We start from the raw sequence: 15,712 nt of genomic DNA, 5'->3' as shown, positions 1-15,712 counted from the left end.
GATCATTGACTGGTGAAAACACCTTTTTTGCACGCTGCTACGTGAAATCTGAGTCCGGAAGCCACTGCAAAAAGTAAAGATTTCAATCTCGGACGCGTACTTTTCTGATACGCAAACCATGGCCGACTTTTTCAACAGAATCGGCCAGAAGCAGTCAATCGCTAAAACTCCAGCGCCCCAAACGGGCCGCTTTTTCTGCATATCTGCACGACTGGATAGCTAAGCGGCGCGTACTCGCGCCGAATACCTAAAATCCTTTAATCGCCTCACATCATGAACAAGACACGGAGAGCCCTATGGAGCAGCGCAAACACATTTGCGGCACAGACAAGATCAGAGTTCACGTTAAGGACGGTAGCGAGCTTAAGTACTGGGCACAAAAAAATTGTGGATTCCAAGAATGAGATAAGATCAGCCGTCAAGGAGGCTGGCGAGTCGCTTACCGCAGTCCAGCGGCGGATCAAGCTGATCCAGCACGCATGAGAAAGCAGTCCGGCCCAGTGTCGGGATTCGCTACCTGAAGTCCTCTCGCCCATCGCCATTCGCCTCCTGCTACGCTCTCACTTAGCGCCCCTAAGCAGCTCACGGCATCGTTGGGTCGCCAGGAGCCTAAAATGAAATGCGCATTTCTGACGTTCATAACCCTACTCACCTGCTCATCGGCAATAGCATCACCGCCAGATGGAGAAACACTTTTTCAAGATAACTGCGTTGTTTGTCACGGGCCTCGAGGCACGGGAGGATCGGCACCTAAGCTGGCCGGAGATGCCAGTGAATGGAAATCAAAAGTATTTGAGCGAGCAGTGCTGAGCGGTATCGACGACCATGGGAAGCCTCTGAAGGCGCCAATGCCGCATTGGGCTAGCGCTAGCTTCAAATCTGACAGCGGTGTAAAGCCAAGCAAACTTGAAATTGATGCAATTCAGAAATACCTGCATCAGCAAAAGTAGTGTGTTTGCTTCGACCGAATGCTTTCGTTTCGGCGACATGCTTTTCACGCAGTGCTCACATAATGGAGCGCAGATTACCCCTGCTCCTTTGAAGAATTCCCATTTGGCCCGCCCGCATGCGGGCCATTTTTTTGGCTGCTACGCGTTCCTGATTCAAAGGAGAAGTGGCCATACCTGACGTCTATGTTTCGCGTCTTCGGCAGCTTCATAGACGCTGAGCAGAAAGAGTGGTTAGCATCCCACAAACCTAAACGCGCCAAAGGCATCTAGCAGTACGGATGGAGCTGGCGGCCAGATCTAGGCTGCGGGCTATCGTAAGAAGTCATTTAGCACTGTTAGCATTGGCGGCTACGTTAGGTCGGGAGGCTGTTATGGAGGGCTCCGGAGTCGCGTCGTGCAAGATCTACCCGGTTGCGCCGCACTGGAGCATCACGCTGCGTCAATGCCTGTTGCAACCGCCGAGCCACTGCTACACCAGGACAATACGTTTGAGCTTGGCGTTCAGTGCGGCGAACGCCGCTTCGGTACTGGCCTTGTGGTTGGTGATGAGCACGTCGATGCGTTCTGGCGGGCAGAAAGCGACGCGGCTCTCCACGCCGATCTTGCTGTAGTCGGCGAGGATGACCACGCCTTCGGCATTGTCGGCCATGGCGCGCGCCACTTCGGCTTCGCGGTGGTCGTAGTTGCTGGCACCGCGCTGGGCGTCGATGCCGACGGGCGATAACAGCGCGAGGTCGGCCCGATAGCGGCCAATTTCCGCCACCGTGGTGCCGCCAATCGTAGCGGGAGCACGGTCGCCGAGCGAACCGCCCAGTACGATCACCTCGTTGTGCTGGCCGCCTGGCACAGCGGGATTACGCAATTGCAGCGCCACGTTGAACGAGTTGGTGATCACGGTCAGCCCTCCCAGCTTGGCCAGCTCTTCGGCGAGGATGACGGTGGTGGTGCCCGCGTCGATAAACACAGTCTGTCCGTGCGACAGCAGACTGACCGCTGCGCGCGCGAGGTCACGCTTGAATTTGACGTTGATGTTCGCCCGCTCGGCGATGGGCGCTTCGTCCTCAACGCGGATGGCGCCGCCGTGTATCCGCTTCAACTCTCCCTGTTCCTCCAGAGCGACCAGGTCGCGTCGCACCGTCTCGCGTGAAACGTTCAGCTCCGTGACGATGCGGTCGGTGGTGACGCGCTGCAAAGTCGATAGTAGTGCGCGGATCCGCTGGTAACGCTCTTCTTGCCACATACCGGGTGTCCCTGCTGTTCGAGTCGCTGTCCGAGCACGCATTGTGGAGAGGCGTCAGTCGCTGTCAAGTTTGGCGCGGCCTCATGATCATTGGGCTGGCGCAGCCTGCGCGTCATGTTTGTGTGATATTGAGGCATTATTGTTTTTTTGTGTATTTGGAGCTAGCCTCGTGGCCGGACGGTTTCTTCCCCTCGTCCGCATTTCGAAACACGCTTTCGCCATCGCCTCGGTTGTAACCTCTCATTTAGAAGTAGGAGCTATGCCATGCAGCGTCGCCAGTTTCTGAACACCCTCGCCACCGTTTCCGTTGTCAGTCCGCTGTTGTTGTCGTCCCGCATAACGCAAGCCGCCACGCCCCCGGCCACACCAAGTGCGCTGGACCCGGCGCGCTGGTCGCCGCTCAACCAAAAGCGTCTGCAGGCGGTGATCGATGAGCACGGCGTCAAGAGCGCGTCCTACCGCCCTGACCAGCGCCCGTACGCAGTGTTCGACTGGGACAACACCTGCATCATGAACGACTGCGAAGAAGCGCTGCTGGTCTACCAGATCAATCATCTGCAGTACAAGCTGACGCCCGATGAGTTCGCTGAGGTGGTGCGTCAGGACGTGCCGAACGGCGCGTTCATGAAGGACTACACCACGGTGGACGGCAAGCCGGTCAAGATGGAAGACATCGCCAGCGACGTAGAAGCGGATTACCGCTGGTTGCACGCCAACTACAAGGGGCTCGCCGGCGACAAGAGCCTGGAAGAGATTCAGGCCAGCGAGCAGTACAAGGATTTTCTCGCCAAGCTCTACTTTATGTACGACGCGATCTGCGACAGTTACCCGGTGGAGATCGGCTATAAGTGGATTCTGTATTTCTACAAGAACATGACCACGGCTGAGTTGCAGGCGATGGCCGAGGCTTCCAACAACTACGCCATCGGCGACGCACTGCGCAAGGTCAAGTACGAGAGCTCACGCACGTTGCCGGGCAAGGCCGGGGTGGTGGCGGATACGCACTTTCATGGCATCCGCATCCATGAGGAAATCCGCGGCCTGATGCACACGCTGCGCGCCAACGGCATCGACGTCTATGTCAGCACCGCCTCCATCGACGATGTGGTACGCGTGTTCGCGGGCAATCCTCATTACGGATACGACGTTCCGCCTGAGAACGTGATCGGCCTGCGCATGGCGATGGAAGGCGGCAAGTACACCACTCGCTATCAGCCGGACTGGCACTTCAACTACGGGCCGGGCAAGACCGTTGGCATCAAGAACGTGCTGGTTAAACAGAAGGGCTATGGCCCGGTGTTGGTGGCTGGCGACAGCGATGGCGATGCCTGGATGCTGCGCGACTTCAACGATACGGCGGTGGGGGTGATCGTCAACCGCATGAAGAAGGGTGAGATCGGCGCCGACAGCCAGCAGGCCGCTACCCAGTTGGGCACCCCGAACGCCCGCTTCATCCTGCAGGGGCGCAACGAGCACACTGGCCTGATGATTCCAGACGAGAAATCGCTCAAGTACGGTAAAGACGAGCTTAAGCTGCTGGCTTGATGGCACTGGCTCGCGGGTGGCCGGCGGCCATCCGCGAGCCGCGAGCCGCAGTGCAACTCGCCTTGTACCTGCGGGAATGATGATTCTGCGTCGGAAAGTCGTTACCGCTACCGGCCCGAGTGAGTCAGTCGTATCGAGTCAAAATTGTGAGTGGCCCTGGAATTACGAGGCGCGCTCCACAGACCGCTTTTTGGCCGAATGCTGCCTGTCATGAATGATGACGACAACYGTACGCCTAAGAAAAAGGTGGAGAAACGGCCACGGAGAAGGGGCAGTTCCATTCAGCCCCCCCTTTTGATCGTTTTGGGCCTATGTCAGATTGAGTTTAATCGCGGCGATTACTGGTCTATTTTGGCCAACGAATCTGCATCCTTTAAATTTCCGTACATCCGACATGCAGCCGGTAACGGCTCTACCACCATAATTTGGGCGACCGATTGCATGTAAATCATATTGAATTTTATACCCAAACAATCCTTGTCGGTTGACTTAAATTCTACAAGTTGACCAGGCTGGTTTATCCCCAGTCCATCCACCACGCCGTTGATCTCTACAACTTTTTTGGAGGATTTTACATAAATAGTCGTATTGTATTTTTCCTTCCCGGCTTTTTCGCGAAAAGCAAAATACTTGCCGTCCTTTAACAAGGAAATATCGATTTCTTTATTAGTGCCAAAATGCAGCAATGAATAAATGATAACGCCACCAAAAATTAGCGCCATCAAGTTGTAAGGCCAAGCTAAGATGGTGTTCTGCATAATTTCCGCATATGTAATTAATAAGTACTGGAAAAGCACTACAGTACCAGCCCCTGGCACAGCCTCGGATAAAGCCGTTGAGGCAGCAAGCAGTCGCGAACACTGTGGATCACGAAAAATTGTGCTGGAGGTCAGCTATGTCAGTACCTATTTTCGGCAGGCATGGGGGTTTCTTGAGAGTCAATGCTGTTCCGAGTGGCTTTTTCTGCCTGCCACGGAGGATAGAAAGTGCCCCAAGCCTGAAATGCAGTGTCGGGCACAATAACCCGCCGGATGAAACTACTCCCGGAATTGCACGCATTCGATAGCTTCAAGAAGCTGGCCGTCGAAGTACTCGGCTCCATCTCGTTCCTGTCCTTTCAGGCGGCGCTGTACCTCGATAAGCAGATCGCGATGTTCTGATTCGAAAAAATAGCGACCACAAGATCATTCAAACTCTGTAGATGAGTGTCCCAGGCCTCCATGCAACGCTGCATTAGCCCTGTATCGCCATTCCCATTCCATGCGCCTAGAAGATTCGAGAGAGTCAGGTGTCGGTCATGACATGCCTTTGATAGGAAATGAAGGACTGGTAATTTCTCACGCTCTGGAGATAGTTGAATAGCGAAGTGAAGGGCTGCTTTTGGCCGAGGCTGTGTAAAAACGTTTTTGAGCGCGACAGGTACTCAGAACCGGACTGAAAATCGCGCTTCTACGCAAAATCCACATCTGGCTGACGTGCCGATAAATTTCAGATTTAACGTAGACGCGAGCACTTCAATTTTGGTGAAGCGTTTTTACACACTCTGGGCCGTTTGCAGCCGGTCGCGAAGGGCAGAAATTCATCGCGTTGACTAAGATCTGAGGTGTTGGTAGTCAAACGGAGGCGCGCAATGAATCGGTCATCGCTATTTTTCGGATCGTTCAGCATCGCCTGTAGCGCGACAGCCGCTGTTCCACCGCCCATGGGCCCATTCGATGTGATCGAATGGCCGGCCACTCTGAAGGAGGCCCCTTCGCAAGGCGCTACGCTTGGGGCGTTCGTCATTCAATTCGAGAAAACAACGCTAGCGCAGGTGATGAGCGAAGCTTCCGTTGGCACCCTCGCACATCGAGGCGATGCAGGTGCAAGTGTGTATTGGTTGTGCTTCAGCCAGCCAAGTGTCGGCGTGCGGATATGGATCATCTCGAATGCCGAGATGGGCGGGGACAGCCACTATGTGACCAGTGTTGTCGCCGAAAAACTCAAGACTGCACGGCCGAGCAGTGACTGTCCTGCGTTACCGGCACAGTTGCATCCTGTGTCATTTGCCAATCACCTATGGCCAGGTTCTACAGATATAGATATTCAAAGAGTGCTCGGGATGCCTTCACATCAGAATGGCGCATGGCGGACTTTCGACTTCCAGGGCAGAAAGCAAGGCAAGTGCGAAGGCGGATACGACGTGTATAACTGGCTGTGGACCCGGTCGGACAATGGGCGCATCAACAGGATTGATGCGGGTCAAATAACCAGCTGCTAGTCGCACTTTTGATACCGCTTCTGATCAGAGGCAGCTTCACGTAGTGAGGCAGTCAGACAACGGATATGGCCACCTTGAACGGCCGCCTATGAGCTAGAGGCAGGATGAATAAGCCAGACATATTGCGCAAGCAGTGCCGCAATCAAACCGATTCCTCCTTGAATGCGTACCCATCGAACAGCCGTTTTACTACCAAGGGATTCGCTTGTAATACTGAATATGGTTTTCATGTACCACATCCAGATACGACTTTGTTGTACATAAGCGAGCACGCGTTCCGGTGCAAACGCCATTGCAGTCGATATGAATACACACCACAAAATAGTCAATAACAGGAACAGCCTGAGCATTTATGCCTCCCGTTGCGCTTCCCCAATGCTTTGTTGGCTAGTGACCACCATATACCTCGCCCCGCTGCTGAAGGGCGACGAAAGCCGCTGCTGTTATCTGCTGATCTGTCCAGTTTCTGGTTAACCATATAGTCAGAGCCGCGCCGGACAGGTGCCACCACAGCATTCGCTGTGTTGAGTCCTGTTTGATCAAGTGTTCAGAGGCCACCCACCAGGCGACCTGCATTTTCCTATCGTTGTTACCTTTCAAAATGAAAAGGTCGTACAGATATGAGTACGGGCTCAACTGCACTATTACCGGCTCGCCTGAGCCTTTGGCCAGGCTCCATACCCACTCACGTTGCGCAGTGGATATAGCTTGAGAGGGGGGCGAAGGATACTGCGAAATTCTGCTCAGACCGACCCAATAGGCAGCCCAAGGCAGGATCAGTGCCAGTCCGAGAGTCCCGATGAGCAAAAAGCCGACACGACGCATCATGAGGCTGAGTCCCTTTGCCAGAAAGTAACCATCGCTGCCTTTTTCCTATTGTGGGGGACTTATGGAATAGTGCTTTGTAAAGGCGAGTCATGTGAGCCGCGCATGAGGCGGCTCTCAACCAAGAATGGATGCGACGGACACACAATGAACACTGCTCAACTATCGATTCGACAGTACATCAAAGCCAAGGACGGCAACCGTCCACATTTGTTAGACCAGGCCTTTGCGCCGGACGCGATCCTGGACATGGTCGTGCACACCGGATCCATCTCGTTTCCACCCCACGTCGAAGGCCTTGGGCCTATCGGTGATGTGCTGGTCAGGCGGTTCGGCCAGACCTTCGAAAACGTCTATACCTTCTGCCTGGGACACCCACCTGAACCGCAGGCCAAAACCTTCCAGTGCAAATGGCTGGTCGGCATGTCCGACAAGCACTCCGGTGAAGCCCGGGTCGGTTGCGGTCTGTATGAATGGCAGTTCAGCCCCGAGTCGGGACTTGTCCAGAGGCTCACTATCACCATCGAGCACATGAAAACCCTGCCAGCGACTGATCTGCACTGCATCATGGAGTGGCTATCGCATCTGGATTACCCATGGTGCCGCCCGCAAGCGTTAGTGAGCAATGCTCCAGACATAGACACGCTTGAAGAGGTGATCCATTACGTGAAGCAGGGCTGATCGCGCTATCTCAACAGTCGCTCAACCTGCGCCAACTCCCAGGTGCTCAGTAAACTGACCGGGTCAGTGCCGTAACGCCAGGCCTGGAGTGTTCCCTCGCGACCGTCCGGACTCCGGCAGTGTTGGCAGTGGTGCAAGCGGTTGCCGTCGAAGTCGAGGGTCAGATGCCAGCCTTCGATATCGACCTGTACCTGACCGGGTTCACACGGTTCGTGGAGGCGCCGCAACGGGAGGACTTCCAGGGCGGCGTCTCGCAGGCGTTGGCAGACTTCGCGGGCGGTGAGGGCGGGTGTCGGGGTTAGGCTCTGCAAGGTCATTCTCATTCTTGGGAGTAGCTTTTGGAGCATTGTAACGAGACACGCCGGCGTCATATCACCGGATACGGATTTTCGGCGTCACGGACATGCCGACTCGCAGCTTCGCCGCCGCGGGCTGATCGGGATCGATGCGAATGCGTACAGGCAAGCGCTGGACGATTTTCGTGAAGTTGCCAGTGGCGTTGTGTGGCGCGACGGCGGAGTAGGTGACTCCGCTGGCCGGTCCCAGGCTGTCCACCGTTCCTTGCAGCGTCTCGCCCGGCAAGGCATCCACCTCGATATCCACGGCTTGACCCTTTTGTACGCGCGCCAGTTGCGTCTCCCTGTAGTTGGCCGTGACATAGACGGCATCGAGCGGAACAATCGCCAGCAAGGGTTTCCCTGCATTGACGAAGGCGCCGATACGTACCGATTTCTGCCCGATCGTGCCGCCGATCGGCGCAGTGATGCGGGTATAGGAAAGTTTCAGCTCTGCGGTGGCTTGTGCGGCTTGCGCGTGGGCAAGAGCCGCCCTGGCTTTCTCCAGATCAGCTTTCAGGATATCCACTTGCTGCCGAGCGGCCTGTAAACCCGCCTGGCTCGTTTCCCCACGGGCCTGTTGAATGCTCAGTTGCGCTTCGGCCTGTTGCCGCGCTTGCACGGTTCCCGAGCCGTCGGTGGCCAGGTTGCGATAACGGGTCTGATTGACGCTGGCCAGCTTGAGCGCAGCGTCGTCTGCGGCAACGGCCGCTTGGGCCTGGCGGATGGCGGTTTCCTGCTGAATCAGGTGTGCTTGCAGGCTGGCGATGCCGGCCCGGGCACTGGCGACCTCGGCCTTCGCCGCGTTCAGGGTCGCAACGAAATCACGGTCGTCAATGATCGCGAGTAGATCGCCTTTCTTGACCAGCTGGTTGTCTTCGACCATCACTGAGTCGACCGTTCCCGACACCTGCGGTGCAACCGTGGTGAAGTCGGCGAGGACGTAGGCATCGTCCGTGGACTGGGTCGATGCGCTGGATTCGGGGCGATTGAGATAGAGAACACCGCCGATCGCCACTGCAAGCAGTAGCACCGCGCTGATGATCCTGGCTTTCTTTGGYAAGGCCATGATGGGTTATCCGTGTGAGGAAGATGAAGGAGAGGAAGAGGGCGAGGCCACATGCACGTCGGGTGCGGGGATGTAGGTCAGCCGCAGCACCAGAGGAATCAACACCAGCGCCAGAATGCCCAGCACGCGATAGGCGTCGGCGATCGACAGCACCTGCGACTGCTGCCCGATGAGGTCCATCAATTGGGACGGCTCAAGCGCCAGGGCGTTATCTGTCAGGGCTGCATGGTCCAGCAGCATTTCCCCATGGAAACGACTGCGCACGGTCATCAGCTGTCCGACCACTGCCGCACCGGCCAGTGAACCGAAGGCGCGCAGGGTGTTGATGGTGCCGGACACATAAGGTCCTTCGGGGGGCTGCACAACGCTGGTGACCAGAAACAGCATCGATACCACCGCCATTGGCTGGCCGAACGCTTGCAGCGTTTGCACCACGACGAACTGCTCGCGGTTCCAGTCGGAAGTCAATTGCGCCCCGCAAAAACAAGCCAGCGCGATCAACAACAGCCCCAACGCGAACACGATGCGCGCATCGACCCGCTTCTGATACAGCAGCAGCGCCACGACAGGCCCCAGGACCAGTTGCGGTAAGGCGACGATCAAACCGATCGATGCCATTTGCAGGGGTCGGTAGTTCTGCAACGGGCCCAGATAGCTGGCCGGCAAGAGTGAGCTGGACATCAGCACCACCAACAGGCAGACGAACAGAATGCAGCCCAGCCCCAGGTTGCGGCGGCCGAGAATCTGCAATTTGATGAACGGTGAGGGGTGATACCACTCGGTCAGCAGGTAGACGGCCAGCAGTGCCAGTCCGGCCGCCAGCGATAAGGTGATCAAGGGCGAATGAAACCAGTCCAGCCGTACGCCTTGATCCAGTGCGACGGTGATCAAGCCGAGCGCGGGCACACCGCAGGCCATGCCGGACCAATTGGCCTGCCCAAAGCGTGGGATCTGGATGGGCTCTCGTGGCAATCCCCATCCGACCAACAATCCGGCGATGAGGGTCAGGGGAATGATCTGCCAGTACACCCAGCGCCAGTCGAACAGCCCATCCGTCCAGTACCCGGCCAGCCAGATCGAGAGATTGGGCGCGAAGGTCGCGGTCATCGCATACAGCGCCAGCCCATACAGCCGTATGGGCGCTGGCAGGAATTTCAGCGCCGCCATCATCAGCAACGGAATCGTCGTGCCGCAGGCAATGCCTTGCACAAAGCGCAAGGTCAGCAGCAGGTTCAGATCGTGGATGAAGGGCAGGATCACCGCCAGCAGTGCACAACTGCCGAGCATCCACAGTTCGAAGCGCCGCAGCGAAAGGGTAATGGCAAACCACGCCGCAAAGGGCATGGCAATCAATTCCCCGGCGCTGTACGCGGTGGTCAGCCAGGAGGCGTCGTCGAGGCCAAAACCGAGTGCACCGCGTACATCGGCCAACGCCAATGCGCCGACGCGGGTGTTCAAACCCGCCATCATGGCCGCGAGAAAAATCCCGACGAGACCTGCCATTGGGCGTATCGAGGGCTTGGCCACGGGCGTTGTGGTAGCAGGGACGTGCGCTGGCGACAGTGCGACTCCGTTCATTGGTCGGCCTTCGAGGGTGCAGCGACCGGAGACGCGAGGGCAACCGATGGAGGTGCCGTCGAATGATCGATGCCAGCCTGCGGGTCCCAACCGCCACCCAGCGACTTGTAGAGGTTGACCACGGTGAGCGTGGCGTTGGTCGCGCTGTCGTTGAGACTGGTTTGGCTGGCAAGCACATTGAGCTGCGCCGTCAGTACGCTCAGATAGTCCGTAGCGCCTTGCTGATAGCCGCGTTCGGCAGACTGCAGTGCTTGCTTGTTCTGTTCGTACGAATCCAGCAATTCAGCGTGCCGGCGTTGTTGGGCCGCCCAGGCATCCAGGGCATTGTCCACTTCATGCCAGGCTCGCAATACCGTTTGCCGATAAGCCAGCGCGGCGGTTTTTTGCCGTGATTCGTTCAGGGCCAGGCGTTGCGTCAACCGCCCTCCCTGGAAGATCGGGAGGTAAACCGTCGGGCCGACGGAAAAGAAGCGCGAGTCCCAACTCGCGAGATCGCCGCTTTCAAAAGCTTCCACGCCGACTTTTCCTTTCAAGCCGATACGCGGGTAGAAATCAGCCTTGGCCACACCGATGGCGGCTGTCGCGGCATGCAGCTGGGCTTCGGCGCGCAGGATGTCGGGTCGCCGGTGAGCCAATTCCGAAGGGACGCCGACCGGTACGCGGGTCGGCAGCGAAGGCAAGGGCATGGCTTGACGCAGTTGCGCATCGAGTGTGCGTGGCTGTTCTCCCATTAACAACGCCAGGGCATTCATCAGGGCATTGCGGCGCTGGGTCAGTTCGGGAACCAAGGCTTTGATCGTCGCCAATTGCGCGCGAGCGGACGAGGTTTCGAAGCGCGTCGCGACGCCGTTACGCTCGCGGCTTTCGGCCAGGCCGAGGGTGCGTTCGGCAATCCTCAGATTTTGCTGTGCAATGTCCAGTTGTGCCTGCGTTCCGCGCAACTGCAAATAGGTGCGCGCCACTTCGGCGGACAAAGCCACCCGTGCCGCTTCGCGGTCATACACCGTGGCTTCCAGGGTCGCTGCAGCACCTTCGCGCGTGCGCTGGGCACGGCCCCACAGATCGAGCTCCCAACTGGCATCGAATCCAAGCTGCCAGAAATTATCGGGGGCAGTAGGCGCTCCCAGGGCGGCGAACTTGCCATGTTCGCTGAGCCCCTCACGCGTGTAGCTGGCATTGGCCGCCACGCTGGGCAGCAACTGCGAGGAGGCGATGCCCAGTTGCGCCCGGCTTTGTTCAATGCGTTCGGAGGCTATGAGCAGATCAAGGTTGTCAGCCTGCGCACGTGATTGCAGCTCGGCGAGCACKGCGTCGTTGAACAACAACCACCACTGGGAGGGCACTGCGGCGTCGGAAGTCAGGGCGGCGCTTGGGTAGTCCTGTCTGGGCGCTAGCACCGTTTGGTGAAGACCGTTTTCAGGCTTCACGAAGTCGGGGCCGACCATGCAGCCGGCCAGCGAAACTGCCCCTAGGGTTGCGATTGCGCACTGCCGTAATTGTGAAAGCAGCCGTTGAGAAGTCATTGCAGCGTCCTGTCGAGGAAGGGAGCGCCCCAGGCCGATATCGTTGAACGGATGATGTCGGCCGAGTAGGGCGTCACCGAGCACGCAGCTGGCCGCGTGTGCGGGCGGTGCTGTCAGTGCACCGGAGTAAAAATGGGCTTGCTCTTGTCCTTCAACAGGACGACCAGAAACTTGGCGGGTTTGGTGAGGCTGGCGTTGCGCCCGACCGTGTGGACGTCGTCCGGGCCTTCGTAGAAGGTCTGGCCCGGTGTCAGCGTGACGGATTCGCCGCCGCGCACGCCCATCACAATCGAACCCTCCAGCACATAGATGAATCCGTGTGCATTGTGCCGATGCACGGGATCGCCTCCACCCGGTGGAAACTCCACCGTGATCATCACCGCCTCCTTATCGGGATAGTCCGCCAGTGCTTTGGTCATCAGCGGTGTTACCTGCGCCGGTGGCAATGCCTCCTGTGCGCCGGCGGTGCCGGTGGTCAATAGGAGTCCTATGGCGAAGGTTCTGAAAATGGACATGGCGTGTTCCTCGTTGTCGATTAGTAGATGGCGCAGCACCCTGGCGGGACTGCGCCTGTGTGCCGATGCCTGATCAGGACAGGCCGGACTTGTCTACGCCGAATGCCTTGTCGTACGAGCCGGGCACGACCTGGAAGCCCACGTTGATGCGATTCCAGGCATTGATCGACATGATCAGGAAGGTCAGGTCCGATAGCTCTTTCTCGGACAGTTGTATACGAACACGCTCATAGAGCTCATCAGGCACGCCATGGGCGGGAATCTGGGTGAGGATTTCGGTCCATGCCAAGGCCGCGCGTTCGCGTGGGCTGAACAGCGTTGACTCACGCCAGATGGCGACATGGTGGATCCTGAGCGGCCGCTCGCCATGGATCGTGGCTTCCTTCACGTGCATGTCCACGCAGAAGGCGCAGCCGTTGAGTTGCGATGCCCTGATATCCACGAGATCGCGCAGCGACTCCTCGATGGCGCATTGCTTGAAGGCAAGGCTGAACTCGACGAACTTCTTGAACAGCTCGGGGGATTGCTTCTGGTAATCGATGCGCTGGGTCATGGTGAATCCTCTGTGTGAGAAATACGTAGGTGGAGATTCGATAGCGTCCTGCCTGGCTGACTGGCGCGGTCTTTAAGCCGATGTGCGGCTGAGCCAGTTCAGGAAGCGTGTCGGACCGATGTGCGCGTCGTCGCCCGCGACCAAGGATCGATCATTCAACTCATCGCCGAAGTAGCGCGCATGCACGTCGGCGATGACCTGCCGTTTGTCGTGGTGCGCGGCAAGAAACTTGCGCGCCAGTTCATCGAGAGGGAAACGATCCGGTCCGCCCACTTCGACGATGCCATTGACCGGTGCCCCGACCGCAAGATCGGCCAGCACCGCCGAGACGTCATCCGATGCGATGGGCTGGATAAGGGCAGGCGAGAGGCGAATCGTGTCGCCGTCGGCACCCGAATTGACAATGCCTTCGATGAACTCGAAGAACTGCGTCGAACGCAGGATGGTGTAGGGGATCTTCGACGCCTTGATCAGCTCTTCCTGGGCGACTTTTGCCCGGAAGTAACCACTTTGCGGAAGACGATCGGGGCCTACGACAGAGAGCGCGACATGGTGCTCCACCCCAGCGGCCGCTTCGGCTGCAAGCAGGTTTCGACCGGACGTTTGAAAGAACTCCATGACGGCCCGGTCTTCAAATGAGGGAGAGTTCGCCACATCGACGACGACCTGAGCACCGGCAAGCGCTTCGGCCAGCCCCTCGCCAGTGAGGGTGTTCACACCCGTGCGTGGCGAGGCCGCCACCGTCTCGTGTCCATAGAGACGTAGCCTGCTGACAATGTTCGACCCGATCAGTCCGCTACCGCCAATAACGACAATTTTCATGTCCCGCTCCTCGGTTGGGTGTCGATCAAATTCGTTGCAGTGATCGATGTAGGGAGCATGCTCGCCAGCCGGGCGCGATACTTTGTCGAAGCCTTGGGTTTCCATTGAATTTGGCTTGGCTATTTGTCCAGGAACCCGTGTTATAAATCACGTCGCCCGGCCGCCAATCGTCGGCCGGTAACCACGGGCATGTGCCCGGCGCGTGAGTACGGGACAGGAGCCCTGAATGCTATTGGTGTTTGATGACTGCGTGCTCGACCTGGACCGGCGAGAACTCCTTCGGGCCTCCCAGGTCGTTGCCACTGCGCCCCAGGTTTTCGACCTGCTGGTTTACCTGGCGCAGAACCGCGAGCACGTCGTCAGCCGGGACGACCTGATCAATGCGATATGGACCGGCCGAATCGTCTCCGAGTCGACCCTGGCCAGCCACATCAATGCGGTGCGCAAGGCAGTCGGTGACAACGGTCAGCAGCAGCGTGTGATTCGAACGGTGGCCCGCAAAGGATTCCGGTTCGTCGCCGACGTCACGTCGCTGGATTGCGTTGGCCTTCCAGGTACCGAATCCGCCCCCTCGGTTCAAGCCTCTGCATCCGAGCCGGCGCTGCCGGCCAAACCGTCCATCGCCGTCTTGCCGTTCGTGAACTTGAGCGGGGACGAAGAGCAGGATTACCTGGCCGACGGCGTGGTAGGGGACATCATCGCGGCGCTGTCGCAGTATCGCTGGCTGTTTGTCGTCGCGCGCAACTCGAGCTTTACCTACAAGACCCGTACGGTGGACGTGAAACAAGTCGGTCGCGAATTGGGCGTTCGCTATGTGCTGGAGGGCAGTTGGCGCAAAGCCAACAATCGCGTGCGCATCACGGCCCAGCTGATCGATGCGACAACCGGGGCTCACCATTGGGCAGGCCGTTTCGAAGGTGTGCTGGGGGACATTTTCGAACTGCAGGACCAGATCACCGAAAGCGTGGTCGGCGCAATCGCACCACAGCTTGAGCGGGCAGAGATCGAACGTGCGAGGCACACGCCCACCGAAAGCCTCGACGCCTACGATTACTATCTGCGCGCAATGGCCAAGCTTCATCATGGCACCCGGGAGGCTATCGACCAGGCGCTGCCGCTCTTCCATAGGGCCATAGCGTGCGACCCGGATTTTGCATCGGCCTATGCGATGGCGGCCTGGTGTCATAGTTGGCGCAAAGCCAATCGCTGGATGACTGATCACCCACGGGAGGTCGCGGAGGGTATCCGACTCGCTCGCCGGGCAGTGGAGTTGGACAAGGGCGATGCGGTCGCTCTCACCCGAAGCGGCCATACGCTTGGCTATCTTGCCGGCGACCTGCGGGGTGGCATTGCATTGCTGGACAAGGCACTCGTGCTCAATCCGAACCTCGCCGCCGCATGGTTCCTCGGCGCGTTCCTCAGGCTCTGGCACGGCGAAACCGATGCAGCCATCGAGTACTTTACGCACGCCATGCGGTTCAGCCCCCTCGACCCGGAGCTGTATAGAATGCAAGCCGGAATGGCAGTCGCGAATCTCTTCGTGGGGCGCTTTGATACGGCGTCGTCATGGGCAGAGAAAGCACTTCGGGATTTGCCCGATTTTCTGTTGGCTGTCGCCATCCTTGCAGCGAGCCATGCGCTTGCCGGACGGATGGCCGAAGCGCAGCGTGCGATGGACCATTTGCGCAAGCTCGATCCTACGTTATGCCTCAGCACTATCTCTGATTGGCTACCGATCCACCGGCCGGAGAATCTCGCCACGCTGGTGGACGGTCTACGCAAAGCGGGACTGCCGGAATAAGGGGCACCGCCTGTT

General features: G+C 58.2%; 17 protein-coding genes. 6 read left to right on the top strand and 11 right to left on the bottom strand.

Annotated elements, in window-relative coordinates; translation table 11 throughout:
• Nucleotides 1-614: 614 nt before the first annotated feature.
• Entirely contained in the window at nucleotides 615-950 is a 336-nt protein-coding gene (locus AC1DIS_RS16145) for a c-type cytochrome (protein WP_477744485.1), read from the top strand.
• A gap of 469 nt (nucleotides 951-1,419) precedes the next feature.
• Here the strand turns inward: AC1DIS_RS16145 and AC1DIS_RS16140 are convergent, their stop codons facing one another.
• Nucleotides 1,420-2,190: a DeoR/GlpR family DNA-binding transcription regulator gene (locus AC1DIS_RS16140; protein WP_477744484.1), complete on the bottom strand. Its 771-nt coding sequence runs from the start codon at nucleotides 2,188-2,190 to the stop codon at nucleotides 1,420-1,422.
• 264 nt (nucleotides 2,191-2,454) lie between these two features.
• On the opposite strand from AC1DIS_RS16140, the gene AC1DIS_RS16135 reads away from it, so the two are divergent.
• The gene (locus tag AC1DIS_RS16135) at nucleotides 2,455-3,735 is read left to right on the top strand and encodes a haloacid dehalogenase-like hydrolase (protein ID WP_018925648.1); all 1,281 of its coding nucleotides are present in this window, start codon (nucleotides 2,455-2,457) and stop codon (nucleotides 3,733-3,735) included.
• Nucleotides 3,736-4,073: 338 nt separating this feature from the next.
• Here AC1DIS_RS16135 and AC1DIS_RS16130 read toward each other — a convergent pair whose 3' ends face one another.
• Nucleotides 4,074-4,493: a hypothetical protein gene (locus AC1DIS_RS16130; RefSeq protein WP_138867853.1), complete on the bottom strand. Its 420-nt coding sequence runs from the start codon at nucleotides 4,491-4,493 to the stop codon at nucleotides 4,074-4,076.
• A gap of 273 nt (nucleotides 4,494-4,766) precedes the next feature.
• Between AC1DIS_RS16130 and AC1DIS_RS16125 the strand changes: the two genes are divergently transcribed.
• Entirely contained in the window at nucleotides 4,767-4,895 is a 129-nt protein-coding gene (locus tag AC1DIS_RS16125) for a hypothetical protein (protein WP_256663592.1), read from the top strand.
• A 470-nt stretch (nucleotides 4,896-5,365) separates the two neighbouring features.
• Complete coding sequence (locus AC1DIS_RS16120) at nucleotides 5,366-5,995, top strand: hypothetical protein (RefSeq protein WP_477744483.1); 630 nt, start codon at nucleotides 5,366-5,368, stop codon at nucleotides 5,993-5,995.
• A gap of 86 nt (nucleotides 5,996-6,081) precedes the next feature.
• On the opposite strand, the gene AC1DIS_RS16115 is transcribed toward AC1DIS_RS16120, so the two are convergent.
• Nucleotides 6,082-6,345 (bottom strand): hypothetical protein, encoded by a 264-nt coding sequence (locus AC1DIS_RS16115; RefSeq protein WP_156523297.1) that lies wholly within the window; start codon nucleotides 6,343-6,345, stop codon nucleotides 6,082-6,084.
• A gap of 37 nt (nucleotides 6,346-6,382) precedes the next feature.
• Nucleotides 6,383-6,823, bottom strand: coding sequence for a hypothetical protein (locus tag AC1DIS_RS16110; protein WP_086944913.1), 441 nt, complete (start codon nucleotides 6,821-6,823; stop codon nucleotides 6,383-6,385).
• A 144-nt stretch (nucleotides 6,824-6,967) separates the two neighbouring features.
• Between AC1DIS_RS16110 and AC1DIS_RS16105 the strand changes: the two genes are divergently transcribed.
• Complete coding sequence (locus AC1DIS_RS16105) at nucleotides 6,968-7,501, top strand: hypothetical protein (RefSeq protein ID WP_477744482.1); 534 nt, start codon at nucleotides 6,968-6,970, stop codon at nucleotides 7,499-7,501.
• 5 nt (nucleotides 7,502-7,506) lie between these two features.
• Here AC1DIS_RS16105 and AC1DIS_RS16100 read toward each other — a convergent pair whose 3' ends face one another.
• The 7 genes from AC1DIS_RS16100 to AC1DIS_RS16070 form a co-directional block, all read right to left on the bottom strand.
• Nucleotides 7,507-7,818, bottom strand: a complete 312-nt coding sequence (locus tag AC1DIS_RS16100) for a DUF7693 family protein (protein ID WP_081626570.1) — start codon at nucleotides 7,816-7,818, stop codon at nucleotides 7,507-7,509.
• A 55-nt stretch (nucleotides 7,819-7,873) separates the two neighbouring features.
• Complete coding sequence (locus AC1DIS_RS16095; RefSeq protein ID WP_111455118.1) at nucleotides 7,874-8,905, bottom strand: HlyD family secretion protein; 1,032 nt, start codon at nucleotides 8,903-8,905, stop codon at nucleotides 7,874-7,876.
• A gap of 6 nt (nucleotides 8,906-8,911) precedes the next feature.
• Nucleotides 8,912-10,408, bottom strand: coding sequence for an MFS transporter (locus AC1DIS_RS16090; protein ID WP_477744481.1), 1,497 nt, complete (start codon nucleotides 10,406-10,408; stop codon nucleotides 8,912-8,914).
• Between the two features lie 71 nt (nucleotides 10,409-10,479).
• Nucleotides 10,480-12,006, bottom strand: coding sequence for an efflux transporter outer membrane subunit (locus tag AC1DIS_RS16085; RefSeq protein ID WP_477744480.1), 1,527 nt, complete (start codon nucleotides 12,004-12,006; stop codon nucleotides 10,480-10,482).
• Nucleotides 12,007-12,119: 113 nt separating this feature from the next.
• A complete protein-coding gene (locus AC1DIS_RS16080; protein ID WP_018930042.1) occupies nucleotides 12,120-12,521 on the bottom strand; it encodes a cupin domain-containing protein in 402 nt (133 codons plus the stop codon).
• Nucleotides 12,522-12,594: 73 nt separating this feature from the next.
• The gene (locus AC1DIS_RS16075; protein ID WP_018930043.1) at nucleotides 12,595-13,074 is read right to left on the bottom strand and encodes a carboxymuconolactone decarboxylase family protein; all 480 of its coding nucleotides are present in this window, start codon (nucleotides 13,072-13,074) and stop codon (nucleotides 12,595-12,597) included.
• Between the two features lie 72 nt (nucleotides 13,075-13,146).
• Complete coding sequence (locus tag AC1DIS_RS16070; RefSeq protein ID WP_026286720.1) at nucleotides 13,147-13,896, bottom strand: SDR family oxidoreductase; 750 nt, start codon at nucleotides 13,894-13,896, stop codon at nucleotides 13,147-13,149.
• Nucleotides 13,897-14,122: 226 nt separating this feature from the next.
• Here AC1DIS_RS16070 and AC1DIS_RS16065 point away from each other — a divergent pair, with 226 nt between their 5' ends.
• Complete coding sequence (locus AC1DIS_RS16065; protein ID WP_477744479.1) at nucleotides 14,123-15,697, top strand: winged helix-turn-helix domain-containing tetratricopeptide repeat protein; 1,575 nt, start codon at nucleotides 14,123-14,125, stop codon at nucleotides 15,695-15,697.
• Nucleotides 15,698-15,712 lie beyond the last annotated feature (15 nt).

The sequence above is a fragment of the Pseudomonas sp. 05N433 genome, assembly GCF_056396925.1.
Note: the sequence above shows the minus strand (reverse complement) of the source record. Positions and strands in the feature narration are given on the sequence as shown.